The organism is Mycobacterium sp., from assembly GCF_965229105.1.
Classification (GTDB): domain Bacteria; phylum Actinomycetota; class Actinomycetes; order Mycobacteriales; family Mycobacteriaceae; genus Mycobacterium.
Map to the genome: position 1 here is coordinate 1,986,532 of NZ_OZ245858.1, position 26,091 is coordinate 2,012,622.

19 protein-coding genes are annotated in these 26,091 nt (G+C 63.0%); 10 read left to right on the plus strand and 9 right to left on the minus strand.

Annotation, left to right across the window (positions count from 1 at the left end):
• Window positions 1-3: 3 nt before the first annotated feature.
• Window positions 4-813: a WXG100 family type VII secretion target gene (locus ADBZ9O_RS09615; protein ID WP_526530601.1), complete on the minus strand. Its 810-nt coding sequence runs from the start codon at window positions 811-813 to the stop codon at window positions 4-6.
• Between the two features lie 364 nt (window positions 814-1,177).
• On the opposite strand from ADBZ9O_RS09615, the gene ADBZ9O_RS09620 reads away from it, so the two are divergent.
• Complete coding sequence (locus ADBZ9O_RS09620; RefSeq protein WP_526530603.1) at window positions 1,178-1,855, plus strand: response regulator transcription factor; 678 nt, start codon at window positions 1,178-1,180, stop codon at window positions 1,853-1,855.
• 11 nt (window positions 1,856-1,866) lie between these two features.
• Here the strand turns inward: ADBZ9O_RS09620 and ADBZ9O_RS09625 are convergent, their stop codons facing one another.
• From ADBZ9O_RS09625 to ADBZ9O_RS09635, 3 genes are all read right to left on the minus strand, one after another.
• Window positions 1,867-4,104, minus strand: coding sequence for a DUF7159 family protein (locus ADBZ9O_RS09625; protein WP_526530605.1), 2,238 nt, complete (start codon window positions 4,102-4,104; stop codon window positions 1,867-1,869).
• A 248-nt stretch (window positions 4,105-4,352) separates the two neighbouring features.
• Entirely contained in the window at window positions 4,353-4,550 is a 198-nt protein-coding gene (locus ADBZ9O_RS09630; protein ID WP_526530607.1) for a hypothetical protein, read from the minus strand.
• Window positions 4,551-4,905: 355 nt separating this feature from the next.
• The gene (locus ADBZ9O_RS09635; RefSeq protein WP_526530609.1) at window positions 4,906-6,576 is read right to left on the minus strand and encodes a vWA domain-containing protein; all 1,671 of its coding nucleotides are present in this window, start codon (window positions 6,574-6,576) and stop codon (window positions 4,906-4,908) included.
• A 906-nt stretch (window positions 6,577-7,482) separates the two neighbouring features.
• Here ADBZ9O_RS09635 and ADBZ9O_RS09640 point away from each other — a divergent pair.
• The 4 genes from ADBZ9O_RS09640 to ADBZ9O_RS09655 all read left to right on the plus strand — a co-directional run bounded on the left by ADBZ9O_RS09640 (window position 7,483) and on the right by ADBZ9O_RS09655 (window position 14,095).
• Window positions 7,483-8,169 carry an RDD family protein gene (locus ADBZ9O_RS09640; protein WP_526530611.1) on the plus strand — a complete coding sequence of 229 codons (687 nt, stop codon included), beginning with the start codon at window positions 7,483-7,485 and terminating at the stop codon, window positions 8,167-8,169.
• Window positions 8,169-12,596 carry an FtsK/SpoIIIE domain-containing protein gene (locus tag ADBZ9O_RS09645; protein ID WP_526530613.1) on the plus strand — a complete coding sequence of 1,476 codons (4,428 nt, stop codon included), beginning with the start codon at window positions 8,169-8,171 and terminating at the stop codon, window positions 12,594-12,596. Before ADBZ9O_RS09640 ends, ADBZ9O_RS09645 begins: the two co-directional genes overlap by 1 nt.
• A 42-nt stretch (window positions 12,597-12,638) precedes the next feature.
• Window positions 12,639-12,902 (plus strand): WXG100 family type VII secretion target, encoded by a 264-nt coding sequence (locus tag ADBZ9O_RS09650; RefSeq protein WP_526530615.1) that lies wholly within the window; start codon window positions 12,639-12,641, stop codon window positions 12,900-12,902.
• A 272-nt stretch (window positions 12,903-13,174) separates the two neighbouring features.
• Window positions 13,175-14,095 carry a DUF6777 domain-containing protein gene (locus ADBZ9O_RS09655; protein ID WP_526530617.1) on the plus strand — a complete coding sequence of 307 codons (921 nt, stop codon included), beginning with the start codon at window positions 13,175-13,177 and terminating at the stop codon, window positions 14,093-14,095.
• Window positions 14,096-14,106: 11 nt separating this feature from the next.
• Here ADBZ9O_RS09655 and ADBZ9O_RS09660 read toward each other — a convergent pair whose 3' ends face one another.
• Together ADBZ9O_RS09660 and ADBZ9O_RS09665 are read right to left on the minus strand one after the other, a co-directional pair.
• The gene (locus tag ADBZ9O_RS09660; RefSeq protein WP_526530619.1) at window positions 14,107-15,399 is read right to left on the minus strand and encodes a protein kinase domain-containing protein; all 1,293 of its coding nucleotides are present in this window, start codon (window positions 15,397-15,399) and stop codon (window positions 14,107-14,109) included.
• Window positions 15,396-16,097: a vWA domain-containing protein gene (locus ADBZ9O_RS09665; protein WP_526530621.1), complete on the minus strand. Its 702-nt coding sequence runs from the start codon at window positions 16,095-16,097 to the stop codon at window positions 15,396-15,398. The genes ADBZ9O_RS09660 and ADBZ9O_RS09665 overlap by 4 nt, the downstream gene beginning before the upstream one ends.
• A gap of 36 nt (window positions 16,098-16,133) precedes the next feature.
• On the opposite strand from ADBZ9O_RS09665, the gene ADBZ9O_RS09670 reads away from it, so the two are divergent.
• The 4 genes from ADBZ9O_RS09670 to ADBZ9O_RS09685 all read left to right on the plus strand — a co-directional run bounded on the left by ADBZ9O_RS09670 (window position 16,134) and on the right by ADBZ9O_RS09685 (window position 20,749).
• Window positions 16,134-16,280 carry a hypothetical protein gene (locus ADBZ9O_RS09670; protein ID WP_526530623.1) on the plus strand — a complete coding sequence of 49 codons (147 nt, stop codon included), beginning with the start codon at window positions 16,134-16,136 and terminating at the stop codon, window positions 16,278-16,280.
• 111 nt (window positions 16,281-16,391) lie between these two features.
• A complete protein-coding gene (locus ADBZ9O_RS09675) occupies window positions 16,392-17,960 on the plus strand; it encodes a BamB-related PQQ repeat family beta-propellar protein (RefSeq protein WP_526530625.1) in 1,569 nt (522 codons plus the stop codon).
• A 281-nt stretch (window positions 17,961-18,241) separates the two neighbouring features.
• Complete coding sequence (locus ADBZ9O_RS09680; RefSeq protein WP_526530627.1) at window positions 18,242-19,855, plus strand: DUF7937 domain-containing protein; 1,614 nt, start codon at window positions 18,242-18,244, stop codon at window positions 19,853-19,855.
• A gap of 63 nt (window positions 19,856-19,918) precedes the next feature.
• Window positions 19,919-20,749 (plus strand): N-acetylmuramoyl-L-alanine amidase, encoded by an 831-nt coding sequence (locus ADBZ9O_RS09685; RefSeq protein ID WP_526530629.1) that lies wholly within the window; start codon window positions 19,919-19,921, stop codon window positions 20,747-20,749.
• Between the two features lie 23 nt (window positions 20,750-20,772).
• Here the strand turns inward: ADBZ9O_RS09685 and ADBZ9O_RS09690 are convergent, their stop codons facing one another.
• The gene (locus ADBZ9O_RS09690; RefSeq protein WP_526530631.1) at window positions 20,773-21,735 is read right to left on the minus strand and encodes a hypothetical protein; all 963 of its coding nucleotides are present in this window, start codon (window positions 21,733-21,735) and stop codon (window positions 20,773-20,775) included.
• Window positions 21,736-21,882: 147 nt separating this feature from the next.
• Complete coding sequence (locus ADBZ9O_RS09695; protein WP_526530633.1) at window positions 21,883-23,622, minus strand: hypothetical protein; 1,740 nt, start codon at window positions 23,620-23,622, stop codon at window positions 21,883-21,885.
• 266 nt (window positions 23,623-23,888) lie between these two features.
• Here ADBZ9O_RS09695 and ADBZ9O_RS09700 point away from each other — a divergent pair, with 266 nt between their 5' ends.
• A complete protein-coding gene (locus tag ADBZ9O_RS09700) occupies window positions 23,889-24,182 on the plus strand; it encodes a hypothetical protein (RefSeq protein ID WP_526530635.1) in 294 nt (97 codons plus the stop codon).
• A 97-nt stretch (window positions 24,183-24,279) separates the two neighbouring features.
• On the opposite strand, the gene ADBZ9O_RS09705 is transcribed toward ADBZ9O_RS09700, so the two are convergent.
• The gene (locus tag ADBZ9O_RS09705; protein WP_526530637.1) at window positions 24,280-25,977 is read right to left on the minus strand and encodes a vWA domain-containing protein; all 1,698 of its coding nucleotides are present in this window, start codon (window positions 25,975-25,977) and stop codon (window positions 24,280-24,282) included.
• Between the last annotated feature and the right edge of the window lie 114 nt (window positions 25,978-26,091).

Genomic DNA, 26,091 nt, shown 5'->3' on the forward strand with positions numbered 1-26,091 from the left:
CGGTCAGGGCCACAGGTTCGAGAGCAGCTTTGGCACGTAGCCGAGGACGGCGTCCTTTGCGGCATCGAAGGCACCGCCGGGATCGGAGGCAATATAATCCGATGTCGTCTTCACCGCAGCCGGACTGAAATCGGCTTTCGACGCCTCATAGGCCACATCGCCCCATTGAGTAACCGCAACGCCAGACAGATAACCGACTGGTCCGGGGATATCTTTGATAAGGCCGCCGGCGAGGTCGGTCAGTGAATGGTTTGCCTCGACGATTCTGTCGTCAGGGCTCAGGGTGGTATCGCCGGCCAGGCCCATCGCATCGAGCAATGGCAGCACCGGGCCGAGCTCGGGAATTAGGGTGCCGATGGCAAGGCCGTTGTTGATGGGCCACAACGAATTTGCGCCGAGGAAGTCACGAATATCGACGAACGGCGCCAGCGGGGCCCTGAACAAGTCGCCGAATGGATCTGCAGGCAGCCAGTGGGGAAGTAACGAAAAGGCGTTGTTCGGCAGCCCAAAGGACCCGTCTAACTTGCCAGTCAATCCGCCAGGACCCGTTCCCGCGCTGGCAAGTTCCTGTTCGTTCGCGTTGCGCTCGATTTCCGCCCCGGCGGCCCGCAACGCGTTCACCACAGCGCGCACCAACACCACGGATTCGCCCTGCCACTGTGAGCGGAACTGCATCGCGTCCTGGCCGTGCCACGGCGCGGACGACAAGCGTCCGTTCACCTCGCCGGTCATACCCTCAAGACGGTCGGCCGCCTGCGTCAGCTGGCGGGCGAGCGTCCGTAAGTGGTCGACATCGGCACCGACCATTCCCATGAACTTCCATCCCTCCGGCCTTGCGCTCTAGCTCGGGCCAAGTGTGATTGCTAGCACTCATCTCACCAGGTTTTCGCTGGCATTTCTGTCGTTCCACTGACCGACACACGCACATCCTAGGGCGCGCCGCTACCGGTCGATCGGATGAATTCTGCCAGTTGGCGTGCGCAATTGGCTCACCTCGGCGAGGCTGTACGTGTAGGCGTGTTTGTCGGCAGGGGGGCGTCTTAATGGGACCGGCGGTTGGAACCTGCTTAGCCGCTTGCGTATTACATCGCTGGGAGTCCCGATTCCTTACGGTAATTACGATGCGCAGAGTTAATGTAATCTGCGATAACGAAGGTTCGGCGCGGAAAGGGGCCGATTGGTGACCCTGGGGGATTTGCCGCGGCCTGCCACTACTACAGTGGCGATCGTCGACGGCCATGATGTCGTGCACGCGGGTATTGAAGCGTGGTGCGCTGCTGCCGAACCACCGATTCGCGTAGTCGGCGCTTATCACCGACCCGCCGAATGCTTGGCCCAGATATCGAGTGCGGCTGCAGATATCGTGATTCTTGACCTCCAATTCGAGGACATGCGCCCAGATTTCGATGCTGTCCGCCAATTGTGCCAACGAGGTCAGCGGGTAATCGTCTACTCGAACATCACCGCTGATGAGGTAATCCTGACCTGCCTGGACCTCGGCGCCATAACCTATCTTGCGAAGTCAGAAGGTAAGCGTCATCTGATCGACGCCATCAACGACGCGCACAGTTCCTCGCCGTATGTGGGTCCGAGGATGGGGCGGGCGGTGCTCAACGACAGCACGCTGGGCCGCGTCAAATTGTCTGATCGCGAACGCGAAGTACTCGTCGCGTGGTTCCAAACTGAGAGCAAGGAACTGGTCGGCAAGCGGCTGTACATCGCCCCCACGACCGTGCGTACTCATCTGCAAAGGGCACGTGCCAAGTACGCGCTCGTTGGCCGCCCCGCACCGACTAAGTCGGCGTTGTTGGCCCGCGCCATCGAAGACGGCATACTCGGTCCAAACGACCTCTGACGTCCTGTCCGTCACGGCGAACTGAGGACGGTCGTTTCCGGCGTCGAATCGGATGTCCCTGAGCTGGACGAAGACTTTGAATCGCTGGAGCGCGACCCGCTGTCCGAACTTTCGGTGCTGGGTGGTGCAGCGGGCTCCGTTGTGACGACTGGGGCTGGCGCGGGAGGTTCGACTACCGGCTCTGGCGCGGGGGCTTCGACGACGGGCTCGGGCGGCGGTGCGGGTGCCTGTCTGGGTACCGGCGCGGGCTCCGGCGGAGCAGGAGCAGGAGCAGGCGGGGCGGGAGCGGGTGGTGCCGCCGAGGTGACCTTCGGTTCGACGGGAGCGGGCGGTGCTGCCGAGGTGACCTTCGGTGCTGCGCTCGGTAGCTGCGATGAGGTAGTCGGCGGCGTTGTCACCGGCGTCGTCGACGTCGGTGTGGTGCTGGAAGTCGTTGTGGTGCTCGTCGTTTCAGTCGTCGAAGAGGTCGGTGTTGTCGGGGTCGTCGACGTGGTGGTGTGAGTTGTTGTGGTGCTGGTTGTTTCGGTTGCAGGCGTCGTCGACGTGACCTCCGCGGGCTGTGAAGATTCGGTGCTCACCGGCGTGCTTCCCGGAACGCCTGACCCGGTGCTGCCATCCTCCGAACCGTCTGAAGGTGGGTCACTTTCGGCTTCCTCGCCGGACTTGTCGCTCGAAGTATCTCCATCCGGCTTGTCGCTCACCTCCGGATCTTTTGGAGTGTCCGAAGGAATGCAGGACAGCGAGCCCCCTTGTCGGGAGCACCCGAGTTCGGGCTGCTCAGGCTCGTCAGAGGGTTCGGTACCGAGGAAGCTGGTGTTGCGCTGCAGGCATTGCAACGTTCCAGGGCGATTTGGATAGCAACCTGTACTTATGAGAAAGCAAGTCTTGTCTCCCTCTTTGCAGCCGACGAGGCTACTGGGGAAGCTCCCGAGATTGATCACGAGGTTGTCGGGAAACTTCGGCAGCCAATCGCTGAGCTTGAAACCGCCGAGCGGATCAACTACGCCCGGGACGCCGCCAGAAGGAATCTGACCGCCACCGGAGGCGGGTACCGTGCCGGTCCCAACTCCGGTGTTGCCGGAATTCTTGTCAACTCCACCGGAGTCCCCTTGGCGTTTGGGGACATACACCGTGGAGAGCGGAGCCTCAGGCGCGGCGGCAGCCACCGGAACTACCGGTGGCACGTAGTCCGCCGCGTCCTCAACGGGCTCCGTGCCCTGGCCAGGCATCGGCGGCAGGTATTTCCCGGGTACAGCCTCGGGGTCGCGTACAGCCTGCTGGCTGGCCGTTGGCTGGATACTGATGGCGACGCCGACGGCCAGCACCGCGAAACCGACGACGACGATGGCGGCAATCGTGCTTCCCAGCAACAGGATCCGTGGTCGTGCAGCGGTAACGGGTTGATCAAATTCGCTCGGGTCGTTGGTGTGGAAGGCGGCAGCGGTTGCGTTGCTTAAGGAGCCTGTTGACATCTGCAACAGGGATGCGCTGTACTCGCGACTATCTGCGCTACCGAACGGGAGTGACCCAGTGTCGTCTGCCATCGAGTAGGCAAGATGTTGACCCATGACGGGACTCTGCGCCGTGGGGTATTGGGAGGTGGGCCCGGCGGCGGAGAACGAGGCCGCACCGCGGGCGAGTAGATAGGCGGGTTCGTTGGCTGCGTGCATCGGAATTGGTGAGTCGGCTCGGAATCGATCAACCAGGGCAGCCGAGTCGCCGGAAGTACTTAGCAGATAGAGCGTTTGCGCCCCGCCGGTCTCCTCGCGGAGTCTTTCGATCATCGCTGTGCATGCCGAGCCGGGCCCGGTGGGTTCCACAGATTCGACGTCGATGAGGCTGGTGGTGGCGGCATCTGGTCCAACCACCGACAGCGCAGCGGTGGAGTCGTCCACCAACAACAGCGCGGAGGTCGCTTCCCCTGCGTCGCCAGCCGTTGTGCGCACGAACGCGGTAGCTGCGTCGGCAGCGGATACGACCTGCACATTGCCGACGCCTGCGTCGATCAGTGACCGCAGGAGTGCGTCGGCCTGCCTAGTATCAGACCAGCAGATATTGGTCGACGCCAATCGGTTCCCGTCGTTGCTCAATGACCGGGCGGTGTCGACAACGGTGCGCACGAGTTGGACGGTGGATTTCCCAGCGACGCTGATGTCGAATTGGTCGAGCGCGGGATCAGGGTTGTGCACGTCGACGAGGGCCAGGCGCGCCGTGGAATCTGCGACGGCTATCCCGAGGACGAGTTGCATTTACGTCTCCCCCTGCTAATCCGGGCATGCGGCGATCGCACGCTTTGTTATCCCAGATCGTCGGACCCCGTCACGAATTCCGATCGGGCCGACAGTACCGCAACTCCGAAAACTGCGGGAGACGAACGGGAACCTGCGGCTGATGTCCGTTGACGATCTTGTGGCTAACTGCTGCCCGGCATCATCACATGGTCATGGCGTTGAGCGCGTCGTCCATCCGGTCGACATGTGCGACTGAGCGCCCGCGGCTAATGACCGCCGAGGAGGAGCAATCCCACGACGACGGCAGCCAGCACCAGATATGCCGCTCCGATAAACACTGCAGACTTTGCGAGGCCTGCGCCGGCTTGGCCGAGACGTGCACTCTGCCGTCGTGCCGCGACACCCAGCGGGATGGCTACCGGCGCAGCCAATGGGCCAAGAAACACCGCGAGAGCGAAGGCCACGCCGGCAAGTCTGTTCGTCGGTTGTGCTGGGGAAGCAAGGACAGGTGGTGGTGCGCCGGCCGAGGTGTGTCGCGGTGCGCTGGCGTACGGCGCGGGGGGAGTGGGCGCGCCTACGGTGTGGCCCGCCCCGAACCGGCTGGGTGGTAGCGGACGATCAGGCATTGTCGGCTCCCGACCATTTCACAGGGCACGCGTCGACACTGGAAAGCATGTCTGCTCCTTGATGGACACTGCGCATTCAGACTGGTCGGGAAACCGGTGAGCGTTCGGTCCGTGCATTATTGGGGCGAACCGACGCATCCGTCAATCGCCCGTTCTAATGGACACCCGGGGATCGTGTTCCAGCGATCGGTGGTCAGCGCAATGTGTAACCGGAGTCCGAAAATGTGAAGCCGTGACCGACGGTGTCGCCTTCAGCGCCGTCGCACGATATTCCGGAACGGCGAACAACACACGTGTACCCACCACCGGTGATGGATCGGTCATAGTCCAGGGTCTTGGTTTGTTCGTATTCGCCTCGTAGCTCGCTGCGTGCGGCGTCGGTGCTCGGGGCATAGAACGCAAATTTGGCGACAGGCTGCCCTGAGCTCCCACGGAAAATTCCGATGACGTTTGGTGGGTACGGTTGACCGTCAGTCGAGTATGGATCCGTGGCCAACGGTTCGTCAGCGATCCCCAATGTGGCCAGCAGCGCGTCGCCCGCCCCGCCACGGAAACACTTGACGTCACCCTGATCGATGTGGCACCACCATTTTCCGGTGGGATCCATGAAGAACAGACCGTACGAATTCCCTCCTTCGACCAAGTCGTAGTCCATCGGACTTACGGCGACAACCTGTTCGGCCTGCGGTTGGGGTCGACAACGACATAGCACGATGGTCTTGACGGAACCCGTGACACGACCGCCATTCTGGGTGAACTGGTCGACATCGATGCGGTACGCGGCCGTTGATCCTTCGTTTCCGGGATCTGCGCGGTAGATGACCTCATGCTGGTCGGGTTCGACCGATACCGGGTCGCAATACAGTTCGGTCACGCGCGCCATGTCCGTTCCGGCCGTGACCCCGTCGATAGTGCGCCCGCCGTCGTGTGGCGCGATCGAGTCCAGGGCACCGTCGACGAACCCGAAGTCGCAATCGACATAAACGACGGCGACCTTGCCGGTTCGGCCAACATCGGGAAAGTCTGGGTGCGCCTTGCGAATATCGTCGAACCCTTGACCCAGCCTGAGGTCATCGATCCCGTTGTTAGTCAGCGACTTCTTCGCCACGTCGACGTTTTGCACCGCTACCAGCCGGGCGGCCAACTGGTCGGCGTTGTCGGCTTGCACGAAGATTCCGCCCGTACCGCTGGCGATGCACGCCAGCTGCTCGCTGGCCGGTCCATCGGTGCGGAAGCCGACCGTCGAGATGGAAAGGCCTGGATGGGTTTGACGCAGCCGCTGTGCCACGTCGCACGGGGGTTGGCCGCAGGTGTCCTCGCCATCGGAGACCAGCACGATGGCTTGCGGACTGCCGTCTGTGGGCAGAAGCCCGGCTGCGGTGGTCAATGCCAACGCGATCGGTGTGTAGCCCGACGGTGTCAGCAGATCGATCTGCGCATCTGTCGCTGCGCTGTCCACCCGGCCCAGCGGGATCAGGGTGTGCACGTCCTCGCACCCCGCGGCCATCTCGGCTTCGCTGCTGCCCGTGCCGATGCCATAGGTGACGAGCCCCAGCTGTGCACTGTCAGGCAGGCCGTCGACGAGTGTTTTGGCCGCCCGTTTTGCAGCGTCGATTCGAGGCCCTGGCGCATCGGAGGTGGTCATCGACCCCGACGCATCCAGGATCAACACGGTCGGCGGCGGTGCGGCCGGTGCAGGCGACGGGGCCTGCGTGCTGTCCGGCGAAGGCGGTGATAGCCCGGGCGGCAGATGGTCGGGACCTTGGCAGCCAGCGACGCACCCCGCCACCATCGTCGCGCCCACCCCCAGTAACACCCAGTGCCGCAGCACCGCTACCCGCCGCAGCTGATGGTGTGCTCGCATCTGCGAACTCCTCACTGCGCGTAGCGAATCGGCCGAGCGAGAATCTCACCTGCAGATCCTCGGTGCCACACATCGAACGCATAATCCGATAGTCGAGGCCGGTAAGACTGGCCACGCGACTGCTCAGAACGCTTTGATGTTTGGAGTTGTCGACACTGATCGACATACCCCGGCCGGTGCGATCATTCGTGAAGGTCATACCCTGCCCGGTCAGGGTGATCGTCCACACCGCGGACGAATAGGTCTGACCCTCGTCGAGGACTTACTTGCTGTCGGCGCCGATGCCTGGGTCCTCTGAGCCTGTGTTGTTCCAACTCAAAGCGCCTGAATCATCTACCGATACCTCATTCATGTGCTCTCGTGAGTCGACAATGGGTGCCTGCGGAAAGCCTGCCCAGTCTTCGCACCGAACTCCCCGGTCTATGGCGACCATGCATCGGGCTTTTCCCGACGCGGACTCGACAATGGCCCTACCCTGAGCGTCGAGCGCTAGCCCCAACTTCGGTGTCACAACTGCCGGCACCATGGTGGGCGTCTGAGTCATTCCACCTGGACTCGGGGATTGGCTTCCACAACCGACTGCGAGGAAACTCAAAATGGTCGCGATGCAGGTCGCCCGATTCCGCACCTCAGGATGCTACAGAGCTCGGCTGAGGCACTTCGTCATACGAACGACTGACTAGACAAGGGATGGACCTAAGGGTTCGCTGGCCGAGAAGCCACGGTTGATTCTTTCCCGTCGCGCGACGCAACTACACGCAACGTCGGCCTCGCTCTTAACCGCCAAGCAAATTGCCCCACGGTTCGTGGTCATCCGATTTCCGTGCCAATGTCGTACGAACAAACCACGCCGACTGGCACCGGCATTTTGTAGGGTCCATTACGTCGGCTGTGAATGGAGCAAATATGGTGCAGGGGCCATCTGGCGCGGATGGCGATCACTGCCGTCAGTGCGGCACGCTGCTGCGGCCGAACGCGCCCTTCTGTGGTTCTTGCGGGCAGGCGGTGCCGAACCGTCAGTATCAGCAGCCGACGATCCCCTCCCGCCCGGTTGTGGTGTTGCCCCCACAGGTGCAGGCGCCGGACCAGATCGTCGGTGCGGGCCGGGGAGTGCGCTGCGCGAGTTACCTGATGGACATCGCGGTGATGCTCAGCCCGGCGTTGCCGCTGTCGATCGCTGCGGCGGTCCTCGGTGTGGCTGAGATCGTGTACCTCGTGGTTCCTATCGCGTTCGTCGCGGTGTGGGCGTGGATGCAGATGTGGCAGGGCTACACGGGTATGACTTTTGGTAAGTCGATGCTGGGCTTGCGGCTGGTGAGTGTGACGGATTTTAAGCCGCTTGGTCTGGCCGCCTGTGTCACCCGTGGGGGACTCTTCGGGGCGACCGTGGGTGCGGCTGCGTTGCCGGTGGTGCTCAGTGCTGTACCGCGCGACGGGTTACATGACAGGCTTGTCGGGGCGACCACGATCGATGTGGTCCAGGGTGCGAATCCGCTTGGGAAAAAACAGGATCCGGTGTTTCGAAAGTCGCCTGACCGTGGTTTGAACAAGGTCGCCGCGCCGCTGCCGGTGAACGTCTCGGGGCGGCGGTAGTGCAACTCAAGTTCATTCTGCGCCGCGATGACGGTAGCCGGGCGCAGGTAGCGGTTACCGCCGACGCCACCGCGTCGGTCTCCGATCTCGCAACGGCACTGGCGACCGGCGACCCGGACTACCGGCCGGCGCGGGTACAGGGCAGTCTCACACTCAAACTTGAGCAGGCTGCATTCGACAACCCTGCACAGGGCCGGGTGCTCGACCCGGCTCGCAGTCTCATCGAATCGGGGATGCGGTCGGGTTCGACGGTGAGTATCGCCAGTGCGCCAGCGGGGGTGCCCCGGTCCCGCCGCGGCCGTTCCGTTGCCGTTCTGCGGGTCTTGGACGGCCCCGATGTCGGACGTGAATTCTCTCTGGCACCTGGCAATTCCGTAATCGGACGGGGCAGCCGCAACGATGTACAGCTGCAGGATCACGGGATTGCCGATGTCCATGCGGCGATCAGCGTCGGAGAGAGCATTGAGATCTCCAACCTCGCCGGCCCAGCAGCAGTGCAGATTGGCGGCCGTCCCGTCCAGCGTGCAGTTGTTGGATCTGCTGATGTGGTCCAGCTGGCCGGCACGTCGGTGGCAATTCTGCACACGGTCCGCCCCGGAGCCGTTCAAGCAGACAGTGTTGCGATCGAATTCAACCGTTCACCCCGGGTGGTGGCCCGGTTCGAGCACAAGGTCTTCGCCGCACCGAAACCACCGCAACCACCAGAACCGGCGCGCCTTCCATACGTGTCCATGCTGCTGCCACTGTTGCTCGGCCTGGCCATGTTCGCGGTCACCCGCAGCCTGCTGTCGGTGGTGTTCATTGCTTTGAGCCCGCTGCTGATGCTCGGCATGTTCTTCGACACCAAGTACCAGGCGAAGAAGAAATACGACACCGATGTGCAGCGGTTCGCTGATGCTCAACGCCAACTCGCCGCGGACCTCACCAGTGCGCAGCAGGTGGAACGGGCGGTCCGGCGTGGCGAGACGCCCGCGCTGAGCGAGGTGGTCGAGGCGATCCACCGGCTCGGTCCGCTGCTTTGGACGCACCGTCCTGAGAATCCCGAATTCCTCACGGTGCGAATCGGTCTGGGCGATGCGCCGTCGAGGTGTCACATCGAGCTATCCCAGGGCAACGATGCCGAACCGAAATACCTGCAGCAGTTGGTGGAACTGCGTGACGGTTTCGCCGAAGTCAGCGACGTTCCCGTAGTTGCCGATCTCCGTGAGTGCGGTGCTTTGGGTGTGTGCGGTCCTCGCGGCATCGTCGACGGTGTCGCACGCGGCATCGTCATGCAACTGATTGCGCTGCATTCACCTGCTGAATTGACCATCACCGCGTTCGCGTCGCAGCAGTCACGCACGTCGTGGGAATGGTTGGAGTGGCTGCCCCATGCGGGATCGGTGTACAGCCCGTTGTCCGGTAACCATCTGACCGACAGTGAAAACGGCGGTATCGCCCTGCTGTCCCGCTTGGAGGATCTCGTCAAGCGTCGGACTGAGGAATCTGCGGGGCAGGCAACCACATTCGGGGTGATCACCTCTGATACCGGCGACACCGAGATCCGGGCACCATTGACGCTGCCGGCAGTGGTGGTGTTGGTTGATGACACCGCGCCGATCGATCGGTCACGCCTGACCCGGCTAGCTGAACGCGGCGCATCTGTTGGTGTGTACGTGATTTGGGTGGCCACGCAGATCACCAGCCTGCCCGCCGCATGCCGCACCTTCGTGCTGATCGAGAATGCGCAATCTGGATCGACTGTCGGCGAGGTCCGCTACGGCAGACATAGTTACCCGGTCGCGTGTGATGCGATCGATGTTGTGGATGCGCGGCAGGTGGCCCTGCTGTTGGCGCCAATCGTCGATGTCGGAGCCGCCGTCGACGACGCCACCGATCTTCCGCGCGCGGTGTCCTATCTGAGCCTGTCAGGTACGGGGATCGCCTCCGATCCCAATGCCGTGGCGCGACTGTGGATTTCCAATGACTCAGTCACGCCCCGTGATGGTTCGAAGAGACGTCCGGCTAGTAAGCCGGCCACACTCGGGGCATTGGTGGGATCGACGGGCCTTCAGGATTTCTATCTCGACTTGCGTGAGCACGGTCCGCATGCGCTGGTCGGTGGCACCACCGGTTCCGGGAAGAGCGAGTTCCTGCAGTCGTGGATGTTGGGCATGGCCACCGCGCACAGCCCTGATCGGCTGACGTTCCTGCTCGTCGACTACAAGGGTGGAACCGCATTCGCCGAGTGTGCCGAGCTGCCACATACCGTCGGTTTGGTGACTGACCTGTCACCACACCTGGTGCGCCGGGCACTGGACTCGCTGGGTGCTGAGATCAAGCGCCGCGAGAAGCTGCTGAACCATAAGCGCGCCAAGGATCTGGTGTCTCTGGAACAATCCGGCGATCCGGAAGCGCCACCTGCGCTCGTGATCATCGTCGACGAATTCGCTGCCCTGGCCAACGATGTGCCTGACTTCGTCGATGGTGTGATCGACGTCGCCCAGCGGGGACGATCACTGGGCCTGCACCTGATCTTGGCTACCCAGCGGCCGGCCGGCGTCATCAAGGACAATCTGCGCGCGAATACGAACCTGCGAATTGCCCTACGGCTCAACGATATCGATGATTCCGTCAATGTGGTGGGTGATCCGATGGCTGCGCACTTCGCGCCCGAGATGCCTGGCCGCGTGGTGGCCAAGACCGGCCCGGGCAGGCTGACGACATTCCAGGCCGGCTATGTCGGCGGATGGACCGGCGACCAGCCCGATGCTGCACCAATAGATATCTCGGAGTTCGTGTTTGGTCGTCGCCGGCCCTGGAACACCCAGATTTCCGGTGGGGCACGGACGGCTGCCGGCCCGACGGACATCGAGCGGATCGTCACTACTGTCCGGGCCGCCTCCGACCGGCTGCACATTATCGCACCAAGAAAACCCTGGTTGCCTCCCCTTGAGGCCACCTACGCGCTGGAGTCGATTCCGGCACCGGCCGGCCATTTCGTGCTCGGGCGACTCGATCTGCCCGACGAGCAGGAACAGCCGACGGCCACCTATGACCCGGACCAGGGCAACCTTGCGATCATCGGGACCAGCGGCTCGGGGAAGTCCACGGTTCTTCGCACCGTGGCGATCTCCGCTGCACTGGGCGAGGACGGACCTACCCATATCTACTGTGTCGACTTCTCCTCCGGCAGTCTGCAAATGCTGGAATCCTTGCCCAATGTGGCCGCGGTGATCGACGGAGATGACCATGAACGGATCGGCCGGGTGCTGCGGCGCCTGGTGGCGACGATCGACGAACGATCGCGAAAACTCACCCGCGCCAACGCGTCCAACTTGACCGAATACCGAAGCGTCGACCCCAACGAGCCCCGAATCCTGCTTCTCATCGACGGTATCGGTGCCTTCCGTGAGACATACGAACACATCGGGCATTCCACGTATTTCGCGATGTTCAACCAGCTCGTCAGTGACGGAAGGCGCCTTGGCGTGCACGTGGTGCTGACCGGCGACCGCCCCGGCGCACTGTCGACATCGTTGTCATCAATGATGCAACAGCGACTCACGCTGCGGCTGGCTTCCGGTGACGACTACATGCTGATAGGTGAGCCACCGGACATCCTGTCGGTGAACTCACCGCCCGGACGAGGCATCATCGCGGGTAGCGAGGTGCAGGTGGGTGTATTTGGCGGCAACGATAACGTGGCGAAACAGGCACGGGCAATCAACGAACTGGCGGCCCGGATGCGGGAAAAGGCTTTCCCGGCACCCGAACCCGTCGAGCGACTTCCGGAGCACATCGCCCTGGACTCCCTGCCGGCAACAGTCGGCGATGCAGCGTCGATCGGTCTGGCCGACGAGACATTGGCACCGGTGGGTGTTCTGCCGCAGGGTCTACTGATGCTCACCGGCCCGCCTGGAAGTGGACGGACCACTGCCCTGGTGACTTTGGCGCAGGCAGTGCGCAGGGCCAACCCGGGCGCACGGATCGTGCACATGGCGCCTTTGCATTCGGCAATCGCCAAGCAGGGCGTGTTCAACCACAGCGCGGTAGGCGGGCAGGCTGTGCTGGAGTCTGTCGGCCGATTGACCGCGACACTTGCCTTGGGTGCTGACAATCTGACCGTTGTGATCGAGTCAGTCACCGAATTCACCAACTCCGAAGCTGAGAATGACCTCGCCGGTCTACTGAAGTCACTCGCCCGGACGTCGGCATTCGTCATCGGGGAGGCGGAGGTATCGACCTGGAGTCAGGCGTGGACTCTGGCTCAACCGTTCAAATCAGCTCGCCGGGGACTATTGCTGGCGCCCAACGGCATGGAATCAGACTCGCTGCTGAATACGCCGATTGGCGTCATTCGGCGGCACGATTTTCCGCCCGGACGCGGCGTATTGATCGAGAAGGGCAAGGGGGTGTGGGTCCAGGTCGCGCAACCGGTCTTTTGAAATTCTCGAAATTAACAGTTACACAGCGAAAGTAGGTACATCATGGCAATGGTAGGTGCAGACGTCGAACAGCTGAATCAGCTGTCTGCTCAACTCAACAACAAGGCGAACGATATCCAGAACGTCGTCTCACAGCTCACTTCGGCCATCAATTCAGTCGAATGGAAGGGCAATGACGCCAATCAGTTCCGTTCGGACTGGGAGGGCCAGTACGTGAGCCAGCTCAAGCAGGTCATCGACGCACTGCAAACGGCATCGCAGAACGCCAAGCGCAACGCTCAGGAGCAGGCGCAGGCGTCCGGGTAGTTACGGCGAGCAACGGGGCGCTATGGATCCCCAAAACATCGCGTCCAGAGGCAAATACACTCTGACCACCGTGGTGACGGGCGGTTCGCCCGTCATCCGGTATGACAGTCGCGACGCAAACCAACCCTCCCGGTCGGATGCCTAAGTCGATAGCTCGGTCCTACGTTTATGGAATTGCTATCCTGGTGCTGCGCAGGCATTCGATGGTCCGAACGACGGTCGCTTCACAGAGGTGAAGGAGAACATGCAGACATTCGAGGGCACGGTCCCCGTTGTCATCGAATGACGCTGGCGCCGGATGGGTAGACCCGAACCCGCCGGATATCACCGACCCCGTCGCGGGCCGAGCGCTCACCATCGCCGCTACGGCGCTCACCGGGTTGGTACTCCTTACGCTGATCGCCGTCGTCATCGCCAAACACGCAGGGGTGTTCGGCGTTGACGATGACGGCGACGGTCCCCGTGTCGAGCTGGAAGCGGCCAATGTCGCGGGTGCTGACCCGTTTATGCCGTCGGTTGTGGTGGCGCCCATCGATATCGCCGATTCCGTCGCTGGGGATGTCGACTCTTTCACGTCGCAACTGCCGGCATCTGCCGGGCGCGGTGCACGGTTGGTCCCTGGCACCCAGCAAGGTCTTTACGGAACCGTCGGTAAGACCGCGGTCTGTGATGTCCCGGAAGTCGCCAACTACCTCGATGTCCACCCCGAGCGATCCCGGTCGTGGGCGCGGGCGATCAGCATTGCTCCGCAGAAGATTCCGTATTACCTCAACACGTTGACACCGGTCGCGTTGATCGCCGACACCTGGGTGACGTCATCAGCCTTCGTCGACGGTCGCGCCGTGCCGGCGCAGGCCGTTCTCCAGGCGGGTACTGCGGTGCTGATCGATCAGGCGGGCGTGCCCCGGGTGCACTGCGCCACCGGTGATCCGCTCGCACCGCCGGCCAACATGAACTTCGCCGACCTTGACGTTCAGGGTAAGCGCTGGCCAAAGTTCTTGCCCCAGAACGTTATCGCCGTGGCATACGCCAGCGGCGGGACAGCGCAGTCCGCTGTTGCGGAGTTCGCGCTGCGTGATCTGTCGAGCGGAGAAGTCGAAACCCGTGCTGCTGGTGGCACGATCAGTATCGGTGCGGATCCGACTGGCTGGACACCTGATCCGGTGGCGATGAATGTCCCGCCAAGCGGGTGAGCGGGTGGCGACTACGTCGCGCCGAGCGCGCCGAAGGTCAAAGTCCCACTCAGCACCCCCCACACGATGAACGAGGCAAGTGCCACCACCACGACCACGATGATCGCTAGGGTAGTGAGATAGGCGCGGGTGCTGAGACCGAAGATGGTGTCCGGCTGGGATTTCGGTGCGACAGACGGTTGGCGCCAGGAGCGCGACACCGGCGTCGCCGCAACCGAAGCCAGCGGAATGGGGGCACTTGCTGGTTGTCCCCACGCCTGACGCTGACGTCGGGCGGCGCGCTCATCGTCGATACCGCACCACGGACAGGCTGCGCAGCCCGTGGGAATCTGGTGTGTTCCGCGGGGGCAGGTGAGCAACCGGATGCGCATCAGCGCAGTGCGCCACTCGGTGGCGGTCGGTCGGGCAGTCGGATCCGTGGCCCCCTCGGTGAAGGCTCGAACGAAGAACTGCTGCATTTCGGTCGGAAGGAATGTCACCGGAGGGGCCGCCGGGTGCGTGCGAAGGCTCGAGTTCGGGCCGCCGGCCCAGTCGCCGGAACTCGCGAGGGTCAGAGCCTCCGGTCGCTCACCGGTTCCGATCCACTGGCCCCGCAGAAAGGGATGGTTACCCGCCATGAGCAGTTGATGGATGTGTATGGCGAGGGCGAACAGGTCGGATGTCTTTTCCCTGGGCTGCTGACGCAGGTTCAGCCCGATCAGTTCGGGGGCGGTGAACTCGGGCCGGCCAACCGGGCATAGAAAGCGTCTGCCGGTGACATCGGTGAATTGCATTGAGTCACAGTCGACGAGCGTTACCTGTGTGGTGTCGGAAACCAGAATGTTGCGTTCCTGGAAGTCGCCGATTACCGCTTCCACACGATGTACCGCCTCGACCGCCAGACAGAGATTGGCGGCCACGTTGACCAGATGCCCCCACGTCGCACGTCGAGTCCACTGCGGTTCCGACGGCATGGGGTCGGCCCGGTTGGACGGATTGCACACTGTGTGCAATTCCACCGCGGTGGTGGTGTCGATCCGCGGCATGACAAAGCCGACAGGCCCGGAGCCGTCGGTCAGCAGATGTTGGGGCCAGGCCAGGACGATCAATCCGTCGGGTTGGACTGCGCCGGGTGGCGTCGAACCCGTCATTGCGGCGACCTTGTCGAGCTTGTCGGCCAGTCCTTTGAGCCCGGTGTGAAATACCTTGGCGGCCAGATCAGGTCGACCTGCGACGCCATAGACAGTGCCCTCACCGGTGGCCCCGGCCAGCGGTTCACCCAAGTGCAGCGCTTCGCCCGAAGGCAACCACAAGGCGGCAGTCACGCGGTGGTCCAACCGACTATCGGTGGCAGCGGTATGCGATCGGCCAGTGTGCCCAAACCTTCGTCGCTGAGTGCGTGCTCAGAGGAGTTCGACACATTGGTCAACGACGCCGACAGCCATTCGAACAGAGCCTCAAACTTGAGTCCGTCCAGTGGCGCTGGACTTCGCTGCAACGACAATCGGCCCAACTGCTCGTAGTTGACGCGGGGTCCGACCCCAACCGAGAAAACGGTGACACCACGTTCTGTTTCGGCCCGGGTGAGTCGCGCGACGGCAGCGTCGAAACCGTCGATGTTGGCCTTGCCGTCGGTGAGCACCAGGATCCACGGCCGGTAGTACTGCAGGCCGGCCGCCTTATAGGCGTGTTTGCGGTCTTCGATGATGTCCAGTGCCAGATGGATTCCGGCAGCGATATTGGTGGTGCCCCCAGTGGGGAAGTGGACGGGTCGCAGGCTGCGTGCCTCCTGCATCGGCACCAGCACGGAGGCAACGGTGCCGAAGGTGACCACGGCCACCTCGACCCGCTTGGCGGCCAGGGTCTCGTTCTGTAGATAGTGGGTGAATGCGGCAAAGCCGCGCTCGAGGGCGGTGATGGGTTCACCTTCCATCGACCCAGACACATCGACCAGCGCCACACAGGCAACTCTCGGGTCGGGATTCGTGTCGTTGAGTTCGACCGCCCATCGCGACTCGGTCACCAGCGAACCTCTTTCGCGCTTGTTGAAGTTGACGGGGTGATCTTCTCACTCGCGCACCGATCACCTGCACTGAACCTGCAACCTGCAAAGGGTGGGGAGTTGCATTCGGAGTCGGTCAAACGTATGAACTTCGGCTTGGAAACGGCGCTGGCGTTCATTGCCGAATGGCGGGCCACCGGTTAACCCGCCGTGCGATGCGGGTTCGTGTCACAATCGCGTTCAAGCGTCAGTGGGTCAATGCGAGACGGCAATTGTCCGTCGCCCATCAGAAAGGGTTGCCGCAAAGGCGAACCGATGTCAGGTCCATTCTTTAATCCGCCGCCTATGTGGCCCGTGCTACGGGGCTGGACCCCGCCACCGGACTGGGAGCCGGACCCGTCTTGGCCGCCGGCCCCGGCAGGCTGGCAATTTTGGGTCGAGTACTTCGCGCCCATCGAGGAGACCAAGCAGCCTTGGGGGCCGCACCGTGAACCCGGTGCCCCCGGCCGCCGCAAATGGGCGCTCATCGCAGGTGCGGCGACGCTCGTGGTGGCGCTGACCGTGGGGACGGTCGCGGTGGTGTCCTGGCTGAGCAAGGATGATTTGCAGTCAGTCGCCCGCCCGGAGGGCATGCTGCCGGCCACCTATCCCACCGCACCGAAAATCGAGTGGTCAATCGAGGCCGAGGATCTCACGGCGGGGGCGGAGCCGGCGTTTGTCACTCCGTTGTACGGGGCCGCCTATTACGGTTCGACCGGAGCCATCGTCGTCGGGAACCACGTCATCATCCAAGCGGTACCCGACCGAAGCTCGCCGGAAGACGCTCAGCGGATATCGATCAGCCAGTCCGATGGGCGCGTCGAATGGGCCACGCCGTCCAATGCAAGCGACGGGTGCGCCGGTGACCTCTTTGGTGATGTGCTTGCGTGCAAGAATTCCGAGAATTACGGTCGCACCAGTCAACTGGAGTTCATCGATATCAACACCGGCGCGGTGAGATCCACTGCCTCAGTGCCGTTCTACCTCAACATGCTGGCCAGCGATGGCAAAAACCTTTACACGGCGGGATACCGCGAGCCGGAGGGGCTGGTCGTGGCAAAAGGCACAGCTGCGGATCCGACCTCCGGCTGGCAGGTCAGCATTCCTGGCGGAGCGTGCGAAAGCCACGGCAGCGGCGACTCCTACGACCTGCGCGTGCGGGAGGGGATCGTGTACGGATTTCAGGGCGGTGGGGAGTACATCGCACTGCACGCATCCGATGGGTCGCCGATTTTCGATCACCCGGTGTCAGAGGTGTCGGTGCTCGGCGGGCCCACTGTCACCGCCCGACGATGCATTGCGAACGGGGATCTTGACAACTGGCCCACCGAGGTGGCCGACGGTGCCGGGACGTTGTTGTTCACCACCGACGAGCGGTTGGTGGATCCCCCACTGGACGTACGGGTCAGCCCACCGAGCGTTCTGGTCACCGCGAGCGGTGTCGGTCTGGATGCAAAGACGGGTGAGAGGCTATGGCGTCAAAAGCGTTGGCCGACCAACTCGTTGATGACAGCGGTGATCGGGGACACGCTGCTGTATGAGGATGGCGTGGCCGACGCACTTCATGCCGGTGCGCTCGTCGACGGTTCGGAGTTGTGGAACGAGTCCCCGGCAGCGGTTGGCTCTGACGCGTTCACCGACGGACGCAACCTGATTTCCGCATCCAAGGCCGAGATCCGCGCACGGTCGTTGACTGACGGACAGATGCTGTGGTCGACGTTCATCCCGAAGGTATCTGACAACGACTTCCTCGTTCTCAAAGCTACCGACCGGGGTCTGCTCTTTGTTACTGGGACACAGATCGGCATGTACCGGCCCACCGGGCCACCGGCCCCGGTCCCGTGACGCGCCACTATCTCGGCGATATCGAGGGATAAGGCAGTGGCACAATCCATTCTGCTCAGTCAATGCGAGCGCGGCATTCGCCAAATGGTTCCCCGTCGGTCGAGCAGACGATATTTTCCGCCAGGCCGGCGACGTAGTGTGCGTTGTGGTGTTAACTGGGCGCAGCAAAAGGAGACTGGCGCAGTTCGAAACCGGACTTCAGGGGGCAACCAGTGAGCAACGCGCAGACCGAACGGCCAGCGGTTCCAACGAGCGAAGTTCGATGGAACGCAGGCCGGGACGTGGTCGCTGCCGTGTTGTTGGCTGTGGCGGTGCTGTTGCCGTGGAATCTTTGGTTCGGTCTCGGCGTGCCAGGCAGCAGTTCGTTGCTGTTTGGGATTCTGGGCATCGCCACGCTGTCGTCGTGGGTCGCGTTGGGGGCCACGCGATTGTTCCAACGTGGGAAGCGCTCGGCTTCGCCGCCCTCTGGGGGGCCGGCCCGGATTCGACTGATTCTGAGCGCACCTTATTTGCTGGTGGTGGCAGGGTTTGTGGTGTTCGCCTATATCCAGGTGCTGAGGTTCGGCGGCACGGGTGATGTGCCGCCCGGAATTGGGCCGGGGCTGCTCGTAGGCCTGGCCGGTGCGCTGCTCGCGGCGCAACCACCGCTGGGCACCGCCCCCGGCCGATGGCCCGGTATGCCCCGTTTCATCGGTATCGCCGCCGCAGCTCTGGCTTCCGTTGCTGTGCTGGCCAACCTGTACTGGCGGAACAGGTTTCCGTTCGCCGCACTACTTGACGGAATTTACAGCGGGCCCAACATCGCGGTGATTGCGACGACATTCGTCTACGGCGCTGTCGCTTGGGTGGCGGTGCTGGTGGGGCTGCGGTGGTTGGTGGCGGATCGGCTGTCGGCGCGGCTGGCCACTGTCGCGCTGGGTGCTGCCACACTGCTCGGCACTGTCCTGACCTGGCTACTCCCGATCGGTCGCGATATCGACGGCTTTCACGGCATCGCGCAGACAACGTCCACCGCCGCAGTCGGTTTCGAGGGATATGCGGCCTGGGTGGCTGCTGCGGCCATTGTCGGGGCGTGGGCGCTGCGGGCGGCGTCTGCGGTGTTACCCGACGTTGCCGACTGGCGCGACGCGGTGCGAAAGTGCTTGGGGCTCATCGCAGTCTGGTGCGTCGGGTCAGCGCTGCTGCGGGTGTTCGACGTGATTGTCGCGGCGAGCCTCCATATGCCGTTTTCCACATACGACAGTGTCGCGTTGCTGACGTTCGACGCAGTCGCGGCCGCAGCCGCGCTCTGGATTCGGTTCCATGTCAATGGGACTGCGTTGCAACCAGTAGTTCTGTCGGCAGCCGCCGGTGTGCTTCTTGCACTGACGATATGCCGCGTTGCCGTGGGGGTCGGCTTGGCGCCCCGGATCCTGTATGCCGCTGCCCCGGAGGGGCTCACCGATGCGGTATACGGAAACACGTTGGCGCAACAGCTCACCGGGGTGTTCGACGTGGTGATGTGCTGGCTCGCTTTGGCGGTGGTGGTAATTGTGGTATTCGTGTTGCAGCGGGGTAGGTCCAGTCGGTCAGCGCGGGTCAGCGTCCCAGCCCAGGAGGTTGAGCCGCCCCGTGAGAACATCGCGATCAGTGCACCGGCCGTCGACTCGGGGACCCTGCGGTTGGCCCCAGAGAAGGTCGGCTGGACGCCGCCGACAGCCGATCCGAGGACGACGCCAGTAGCTGCAGCGCCGAAAGTCGTCCGCGAAACTGAGTCCGCTACCCCGCAAGAGGGTGGCGGTCGCGCTGACCGAAGGCCCAAAATCAATCGCCTGCTTGAGGAATCGACGAATCGGTTTGGGGCTGGCACTACCTATACCGGGTCGGGGCAGACACCTCAGTCGCCCGAACGTTGAAAGACGTGTTCTGGTGCTGCGGAGTCGGCACGCGGCCCGCAATTGGCCAGTAGGGTTGCCAACATGAACGCGTCCGAGCCGACCGGTGGGCAACCGAAACACTTCAGCCGCAGAGGTGCGCTGTGGCTTGCCGGTGCCGCGGGGTTGGGGGCGGTAGCGAGTGCGTGCTCCACTGGTAGCGGAGAAGCTACCGGCGAGAAACTGGAGAAACCCCCAGCTGCCCCTGCGACACCAACTCCTGCAACTGAAGCCAGCGTGGCGCCGGTGCCACCGCCGACCGCAACCCCGGCGACCATGCTCTGCCGGGAATCCTGGGGTGCGCTGGCCCCGCTGCCCGGCGAGCACCGTCTGAACGCCCCGATCACCCGGCTGACGATTCACCACACCGCAGTGATGTTGGGGGACAACAGCAACGCCCCGGCGCGGTTGCGTCAGCACCAATCCTTTCACCAGAATCAGCGCGGCTGGTTCGACATCGCCTACCACGTGAGCGTGGATCGCAACGGCAACATCTATGAGTTGCGTGACCCCGAGTTCGCCGGAGACACCGCGACGAGCTACGACCCGGCCGGGCACTTCCTGGTTGTGTGCGAAGGAAACTTCGATGAGGAGCAGGTCACTGAGGCCCAACTCAACGGCGCTGCAAAAGCTTTCGCCTGGGCATCTCAGAAGTACGGCGTCTCGCCCGAGGCGCTGGATGGCCATCGGGACAACTCCCACGACACCGCTTGCCCTGGCACGGATCTCTACAGCCACGTCACCTCAGGTGATCTCAAACAACGCGTCAATGACCTGATTGCGACAGGTGGCATTGACCTGCAGAAGGTCTGTGGCCCTGAGGCGGATGCCATCGTTGAGTCGATCGTGAACGGGACACAGCCCCCGCTGTCATAGCGGGCGGCTGTAGTTGCCGACTTTCAGATTTCGCCCGTCGTCCCACTGGGGCTGTCCGGCGCCCAGTCCTGGATGAAGGTCGTGTGACTGGAATCGATTCGAGTGCTGACGCAACTCCGTATCGTGATCCGTTGGTCGGGGCTGATGCCGAGGCTGTCCTCGCTGACCTTGATTTCCAGAGTGGAACCGGTGATATCCGATGAGCCGGTGAGCGATGTCATCTGGAACTGGTTCTCGCAGTCGGCAGTGTGCTTAGAAATTTCGATTCCGCCGGTGTCGTAGTCAACTGACCAGTCCCACGAATCCAGAACGCTGTCTTTGCAAGTCGGCACGGTATCCGGGTCGAGTCGGATGCGGAAGCCGGTCGAGATGAGATTCATCGGGGTGGCTGGGCTGAACTCCATGGTGATCACCAGCAGTCCGTCATCGGAACGGATCGACTGACTGACGATTTCGCTGGGCCCGTGCACCTGCCCGTCGACGGCGTGCGGAACAGAATCGGACCCCGGGTCGGTCACGGTAATCCCGCTGGAATCGGGTGCCTTGGGAGTCGTGGATCCACCCACGCTTGTCGGCCCCGTGGTGTCGATCGCCGTGTGGTCGGGTGTCTTCGGAGCTGTGTACCGACCGGCAAGGAAGCTGCCGAGCGCAAGTACCAGGGCAGCGGCCATCACACCAACAACCAAGGCTCCGTCGTACTTTCGTCCTGCAGTAGGCAGCGGGGATGGGACACCGTAATAGGGCCCAAGAGGATGGGCCGTGTCAAACGCCGGTGGGCCCGAGGGTGTGGGTGACCCCCATGCCGAACCGTCTGTTGGCGCGGCGTATTCCGGTGCCGCGAGCGGGGGCTGGCTGACAGTCGGGTACTCCTGTGCGGGCTGGCCGACGGTGTATCCGGCGCCGAATCGCGACGGGCGAAGTGTGGGGTCCGGTACGCGACCTAGGGCGTCGAATTCGTCGGCGCTGCCATGGTGCGGGTTATCCACTGTCGCAATCCTTCTGGAGGCGAGTGACTTGGCTTGGCTTCGAAGTTTAAGGCTGTGAACCCGGTGCGGATACCCAGGAGCGTGACCGCCGCGCAATTCAGATGTTCGGATTACATGGGGGACGGGTTGACCTCGCGTGGCGGTGGATCAGCACGGAAGTATGAACTTCGGGTCGGTCGTCATATCCAGCCATTTCCCGTAGGCATCTCCGCCGGCCTGGTGAACGGCAGCACAGACTTCTCGGGGAGTGCGGCCCGCTGGTCGGTACACTGTGTAGATCGGGGTGCCCTCGTCGCTGACCTGGCGTAGGGAAGGGCAAGAGTGATCGGTACGCAGATAGGATGCGCCGGGAAAACTGTCCAGTCCGCGCTGGATTTCCGATTCGTAGTTCCCGGGCGTTACTGCGTTGCGTAACACTACGATTCCCAGACCATCGCAGGGCGGCCGCGTGATCGGTGCGCTCACCCTGAGGGCAACGCGCGACGCGTCTGGAGGTGGCGGCGGAGGGGGCGTGGTGGTGGTGGTCGTGGTGGTGACCCCGACACCGCCGGAATTGTCGTCAGATGATGAGGTGGTGGTTATGCCGTCGGATGCTGTCGTGCTGCTGCCACCGCTATTGGTAGCGATGACGATGATGCCGATGATCAGAGCGAGCGCGATTCCGACGGTGGCGATCAGGACCCGACCATTTCCGGAACCGGGGCTTGTGGCGGGCTTCGCTATGAAACCTGTTGTAGGGCGGTGGTACCCGGAGTATTGAGGTGAAGGCGGTGCGGTCACCATTCGCGGGTCAATCGGGTAGACCGCTTGAGCTAGCGGAGCATCGGGCACGGGCCGACTACGTCGGGTGGTTCGTTCGTCATCGATGGTGCACCACGGGCAGCAATCTGCCTCGATCGGGATCTGATGCCCGCGTGCGCAACTGGTTACCCGGACCGCGTGCAATTCCCTACGCCATTCAGCAGCGCTCGGCCGGGCGTCAGGATTGGTGGCACCGTTGGTGAAAGCCCGAACGAAGAGGGATTGCAGCTGGTGTGGCAGGAAGTCGATCGGCGGTGCGAGCGGATGCGTGTGCAACGCTGACCCAGGACCACCAGCCCATTGCCCGGACTTGGCCAGCGTCAACGCATCTGGCTGCTCACCGCCCCCGGTCCAGCTGCCGCGCTGGAACGGATGGTTGCCCCCCACCAGCAGCTGATGGATATGCACCGCCAGTGCAAATAGATCCGACGGCTTCCGTCGCGCGGTGACGGAGAAATTGAGCCCGGCAAGTTCGGGGGCAGTGAACTCCGGGCGCCCCACCGCGCAGAGGAATTGCTCACCTCGATCGGAGGTGAACTGCATCGAGTCGCAGTCCACCAGCGTGACCCGCGTGGTGTCGTTGACCAAAATGTTGCGCTCTTGAAAGTCGCCGATCACGGCATCGACCTTGTGCACGGTCTCCACCGCCAGACACAGATTGGCTGCCACGCTCACCAGGTGATGCCAGGTGATGTGTGGCGTCCACTGCGGCGCTGAGGGCAGCGGATTCATCCTGCCGGATGGATTGCTGACGGAGTGGATCTCAACGGCGTTGGAGGTATCGACGCGGGCCATGATGTAGCCGGCGGTGCCGTCGCCCGCGATCACGTGCAGCGGCCAGGTGAGCACCACGAACCCGTCGGCCTGCATCGTGTTCTCCGGTGGCGCTGCCACCATGGCCGTGACCTTGTTCGTCTTTGCGGCCAGGTCTTTCAGATCGGGGTGAAAGATCTTCGCGACCCAGTCAGATCTGCCAACTACTTCGTAGATGGTGCCCTCGCCGGCACGTGCCAGCACCGCACCCAGCGTTGCCGTCGAGCCGTCATCGACACGCACCATCGACGTCACCGCATACCCCCGTAGCATTCTGCCACCCGACAATTACTCGGGCACTGACCGCGTTCATGGTTGCAGCTTTTCCTTTCGCGCGCGCTGATTTGCCAGTGGGCGTGGCTCGACATAGTCACACCACATGACTGAAATGGGTATTCGTCGAACGGTTGACAGTGCAGAACGGAATCGGGTTCGATATCCCACCGCCCGGCACCCCAACCGGCTACGAAACTCCGACGCGGTGGTGCCGGCCGGATTCCTGACCGTCCGGCTGGCGGCCCGTGTGGGAGTATTCCGCCATGACGACTGTCGACTGGCGTGGGGGGAGTGAGTTGGCGTCAATAGTGCACTTGGCCGACGGGTTGGAAGTGCCTTTGGGGCCCGTGCTGGCACCCGCTGGCGAAGGCGCCGTCTACGCAATCGGCGATCGTAGGGACTGGGCCGCCAAGATGTTTCACGCCGACCTCAATGCTCTGGAAGCCAAGCGAATCAAGGTGAGCGCGATGACCGCGTCGTCGCCCGCCGAGGCGGTCCAGTCTGACGGATTGTGGCGCTGCCGATGCAGCTGGCAAGGTCACCATGAGAGGCTTTGACACCGGCGCCTATGGCGGAGGTTGGGCCCGCAGCGACACCCGCCAAACATTGTGTTGTGCTTGCAGAATCTCTGATGTGTCGACCCTTGACTGGGGTCTAGCGGACGGCGGTCTCGGTTGAGCTCCACTGACCGTTGGTGAACCGATGCGTGACTTCGATCGTCGCGTATGGCGAGTAGCCGAGGTCAGCGGTTGCTCCACTGGTATCGGCATATATCAGCTTTTCGTCGGTGATGATCGCCGAGCCGTCAACGCGCACCTGATCGATGTAGCGCGATTCGCCATAGCTTTCTCCGCGGACCGGTGATTCGCCCGGCATGATGGTTGCGCCTATCTGCCTTGGCGAGGTCGGCGTCGAAAAGTCGAATACGCCCACAAAGTCCAGATTCGAGGAACGTCCCGCGCAACACATGTCGATCGGAGAGCCGATGCAATGGAACGTCACCACTGCGTCCTCAGTGCCGTCTCCGTCAGCGTCGAGCCATCCGGACAGTGCCGTGCTGGTGATGGACGCGCCGGCGAAATCACCGGATGAGGTCCGTGCCTCACCTTCCCCGTCCCTCACGGTGATGGGTGCGGTGTTGTGCCAACTACTAGAACTGTCTCCGCACACGCCGACGGGAAAGGTCATGTTGAGGATGGTGTTGTCGTCTACCCCGGATGGTCTGGTCGGATTCGAGTTCGCGTGCGGGCCGCATCGGCACAGCGTGATGGTCGTGATGCTGCCTGCGGATTTGTCGCCGGATCTGGAGTAGCCGTTAACGGTCATCTTATAGGCGGTGGCAGCTTTGGCATCGGCGGTGAAAGTGAGTGTGCCAGTCTGGCCGTCGATTTCGGCTTCAGTTGGTTCGCCGTAGAGTTGGGTGGCATCGCCGACGGGCGATCCAACGGTGATGCCGTCGACGGTGCGGCCACCGTTGTGTGGACGGATGGATTCGAGTGTGCCGTCGGTGAAGGTGAAGTCGCAGTCGCGCCAGACGACGGTGACTGAATCATTACCCGAGACACCGGGAAAGTCGGAGTGTTTGGCGCGTATGTCGCCGATGGAGGTACCGAGGTCGACGCCGCCGAGACCAGTGGAGGACAACGAGGTATTGGCTTGGTCGATGTTCTGGGTCGCCAGCAGGCGGGCGGCGAGTTGGTCGGCGTTGGCAGCTTGGATGAATACGCCGCCGGTGGTCTCAGCGATGCAGCGCAGCTGTTCGGCTGCCGGGCCGTCGACTTTGAAGCCGACGGTGGAAATGGTCAATCCCGGATGAGTCTGCTCCAGTTGGGCGGCGGTGTCACACGGTATTGCGTCGCATGTTTCTTCTCCGTCGGAGACCAGCACGATGGCTTGGGGCGTGCCGTCGAGGGGGAGTTGGTCTGCGGCACCCTGAAGGGCCAGGCTGATCGGCGTGTAGCCCGACGGGGTGATGCGATCCACGGCGGCGATCATGGTGGCACGGTCGAGTGGCCCGAGCGGGATGAGGGTGATGACGTCGCGGCAGCTGGCCAATTTGTCTTCTGGAGCGGATCCCGTTGTGGTGCCGTAAGTTTGGAGTGCGATGGTGGAGGCGTCGGGTAGCGCGGTGATCAGCCCTCGGGCAGCGTTTTTCGCTGCGTCGATGCGAGTGCCTGGGGCATCGGCTTGACTCATGGACCCTGATCCATCCAAGATCAGCACCGTGGCGACCGAGGATGGTGCCGGAGTCGGAGCAGCGGGCCGTGCGGGAAACGTCATCTGCCGCCCGGTCATGCACCCCGTCAGTGACAGGACGCAAATCACGCCAACAAACACCCACCACCGCCCCATGGGCGCATCATAGCTGCACCGGGTACGTGTGTCCCGGACGATCGGGCCGATCACTCACCAACCCGTCTAACGACGGTGGTTAGCCGCCGATCGCTTGTATCAACGCCGCACGAA

Bases quoted from the DNA above. Each gene is read 5' to 3' on its own strand.
- ADBZ9O_RS09615 (WP_526530601.1), bottom strand. From the start codon at position 813: ATGGGAATGGTCGGTGCCGATGTCGACCACTTACGGACGCTCGCCCGC.
- ADBZ9O_RS09625 (WP_526530605.1), bottom strand. From the start codon at position 4,104: ATGCAACTCGTCCTCGGGATAGCCGTCGCAGATTCCACGGCGCGCCTG.
- ADBZ9O_RS09635 (WP_526530609.1), bottom strand. From the start codon at position 6,576: ATGCGAGCACACCATCAGCTGCGGCGGGTAGCGGTGCTGCGGCACTGG.
- ADBZ9O_RS09640 (WP_526530611.1), top strand. From the start codon at position 7,483: ATGGTGCAGGGGCCATCTGGCGCGGATGGCGATCACTGCCGTCAGTGC.
- ADBZ9O_RS09650 (WP_526530615.1), top strand. From the start codon at position 12,639: ATGGCAATGGTAGGTGCAGACGTCGAACAGCTGAATCAGCTGTCTGCT.
- ADBZ9O_RS09675 (WP_526530625.1), top strand. From the start codon at position 16,392: ATGTCAGGTCCATTCTTTAATCCGCCGCCTATGTGGCCCGTGCTACGG.
- ADBZ9O_RS09685 (WP_526530629.1), top strand. From the start codon at position 19,919: ATGAACGCGTCCGAGCCGACCGGTGGGCAACCGAAACACTTCAGCCGC.
- ADBZ9O_RS09695 (WP_526530633.1), bottom strand. From the start codon at position 23,622: ATGCTACGGGGGTATGCGGTGACGTCGATGGTGCGTGTCGATGACGGC.
- ADBZ9O_RS09700 (WP_526530635.1), top strand. From the start codon at position 23,889: ATGACGACTGTCGACTGGCGTGGGGGGAGTGAGTTGGCGTCAATAGTG.
- ADBZ9O_RS09705 (WP_526530637.1), bottom strand. From the start codon at position 25,977: ATGGGGCGGTGGTGGGTGTTTGTTGGCGTGATTTGCGTCCTGTCACTG.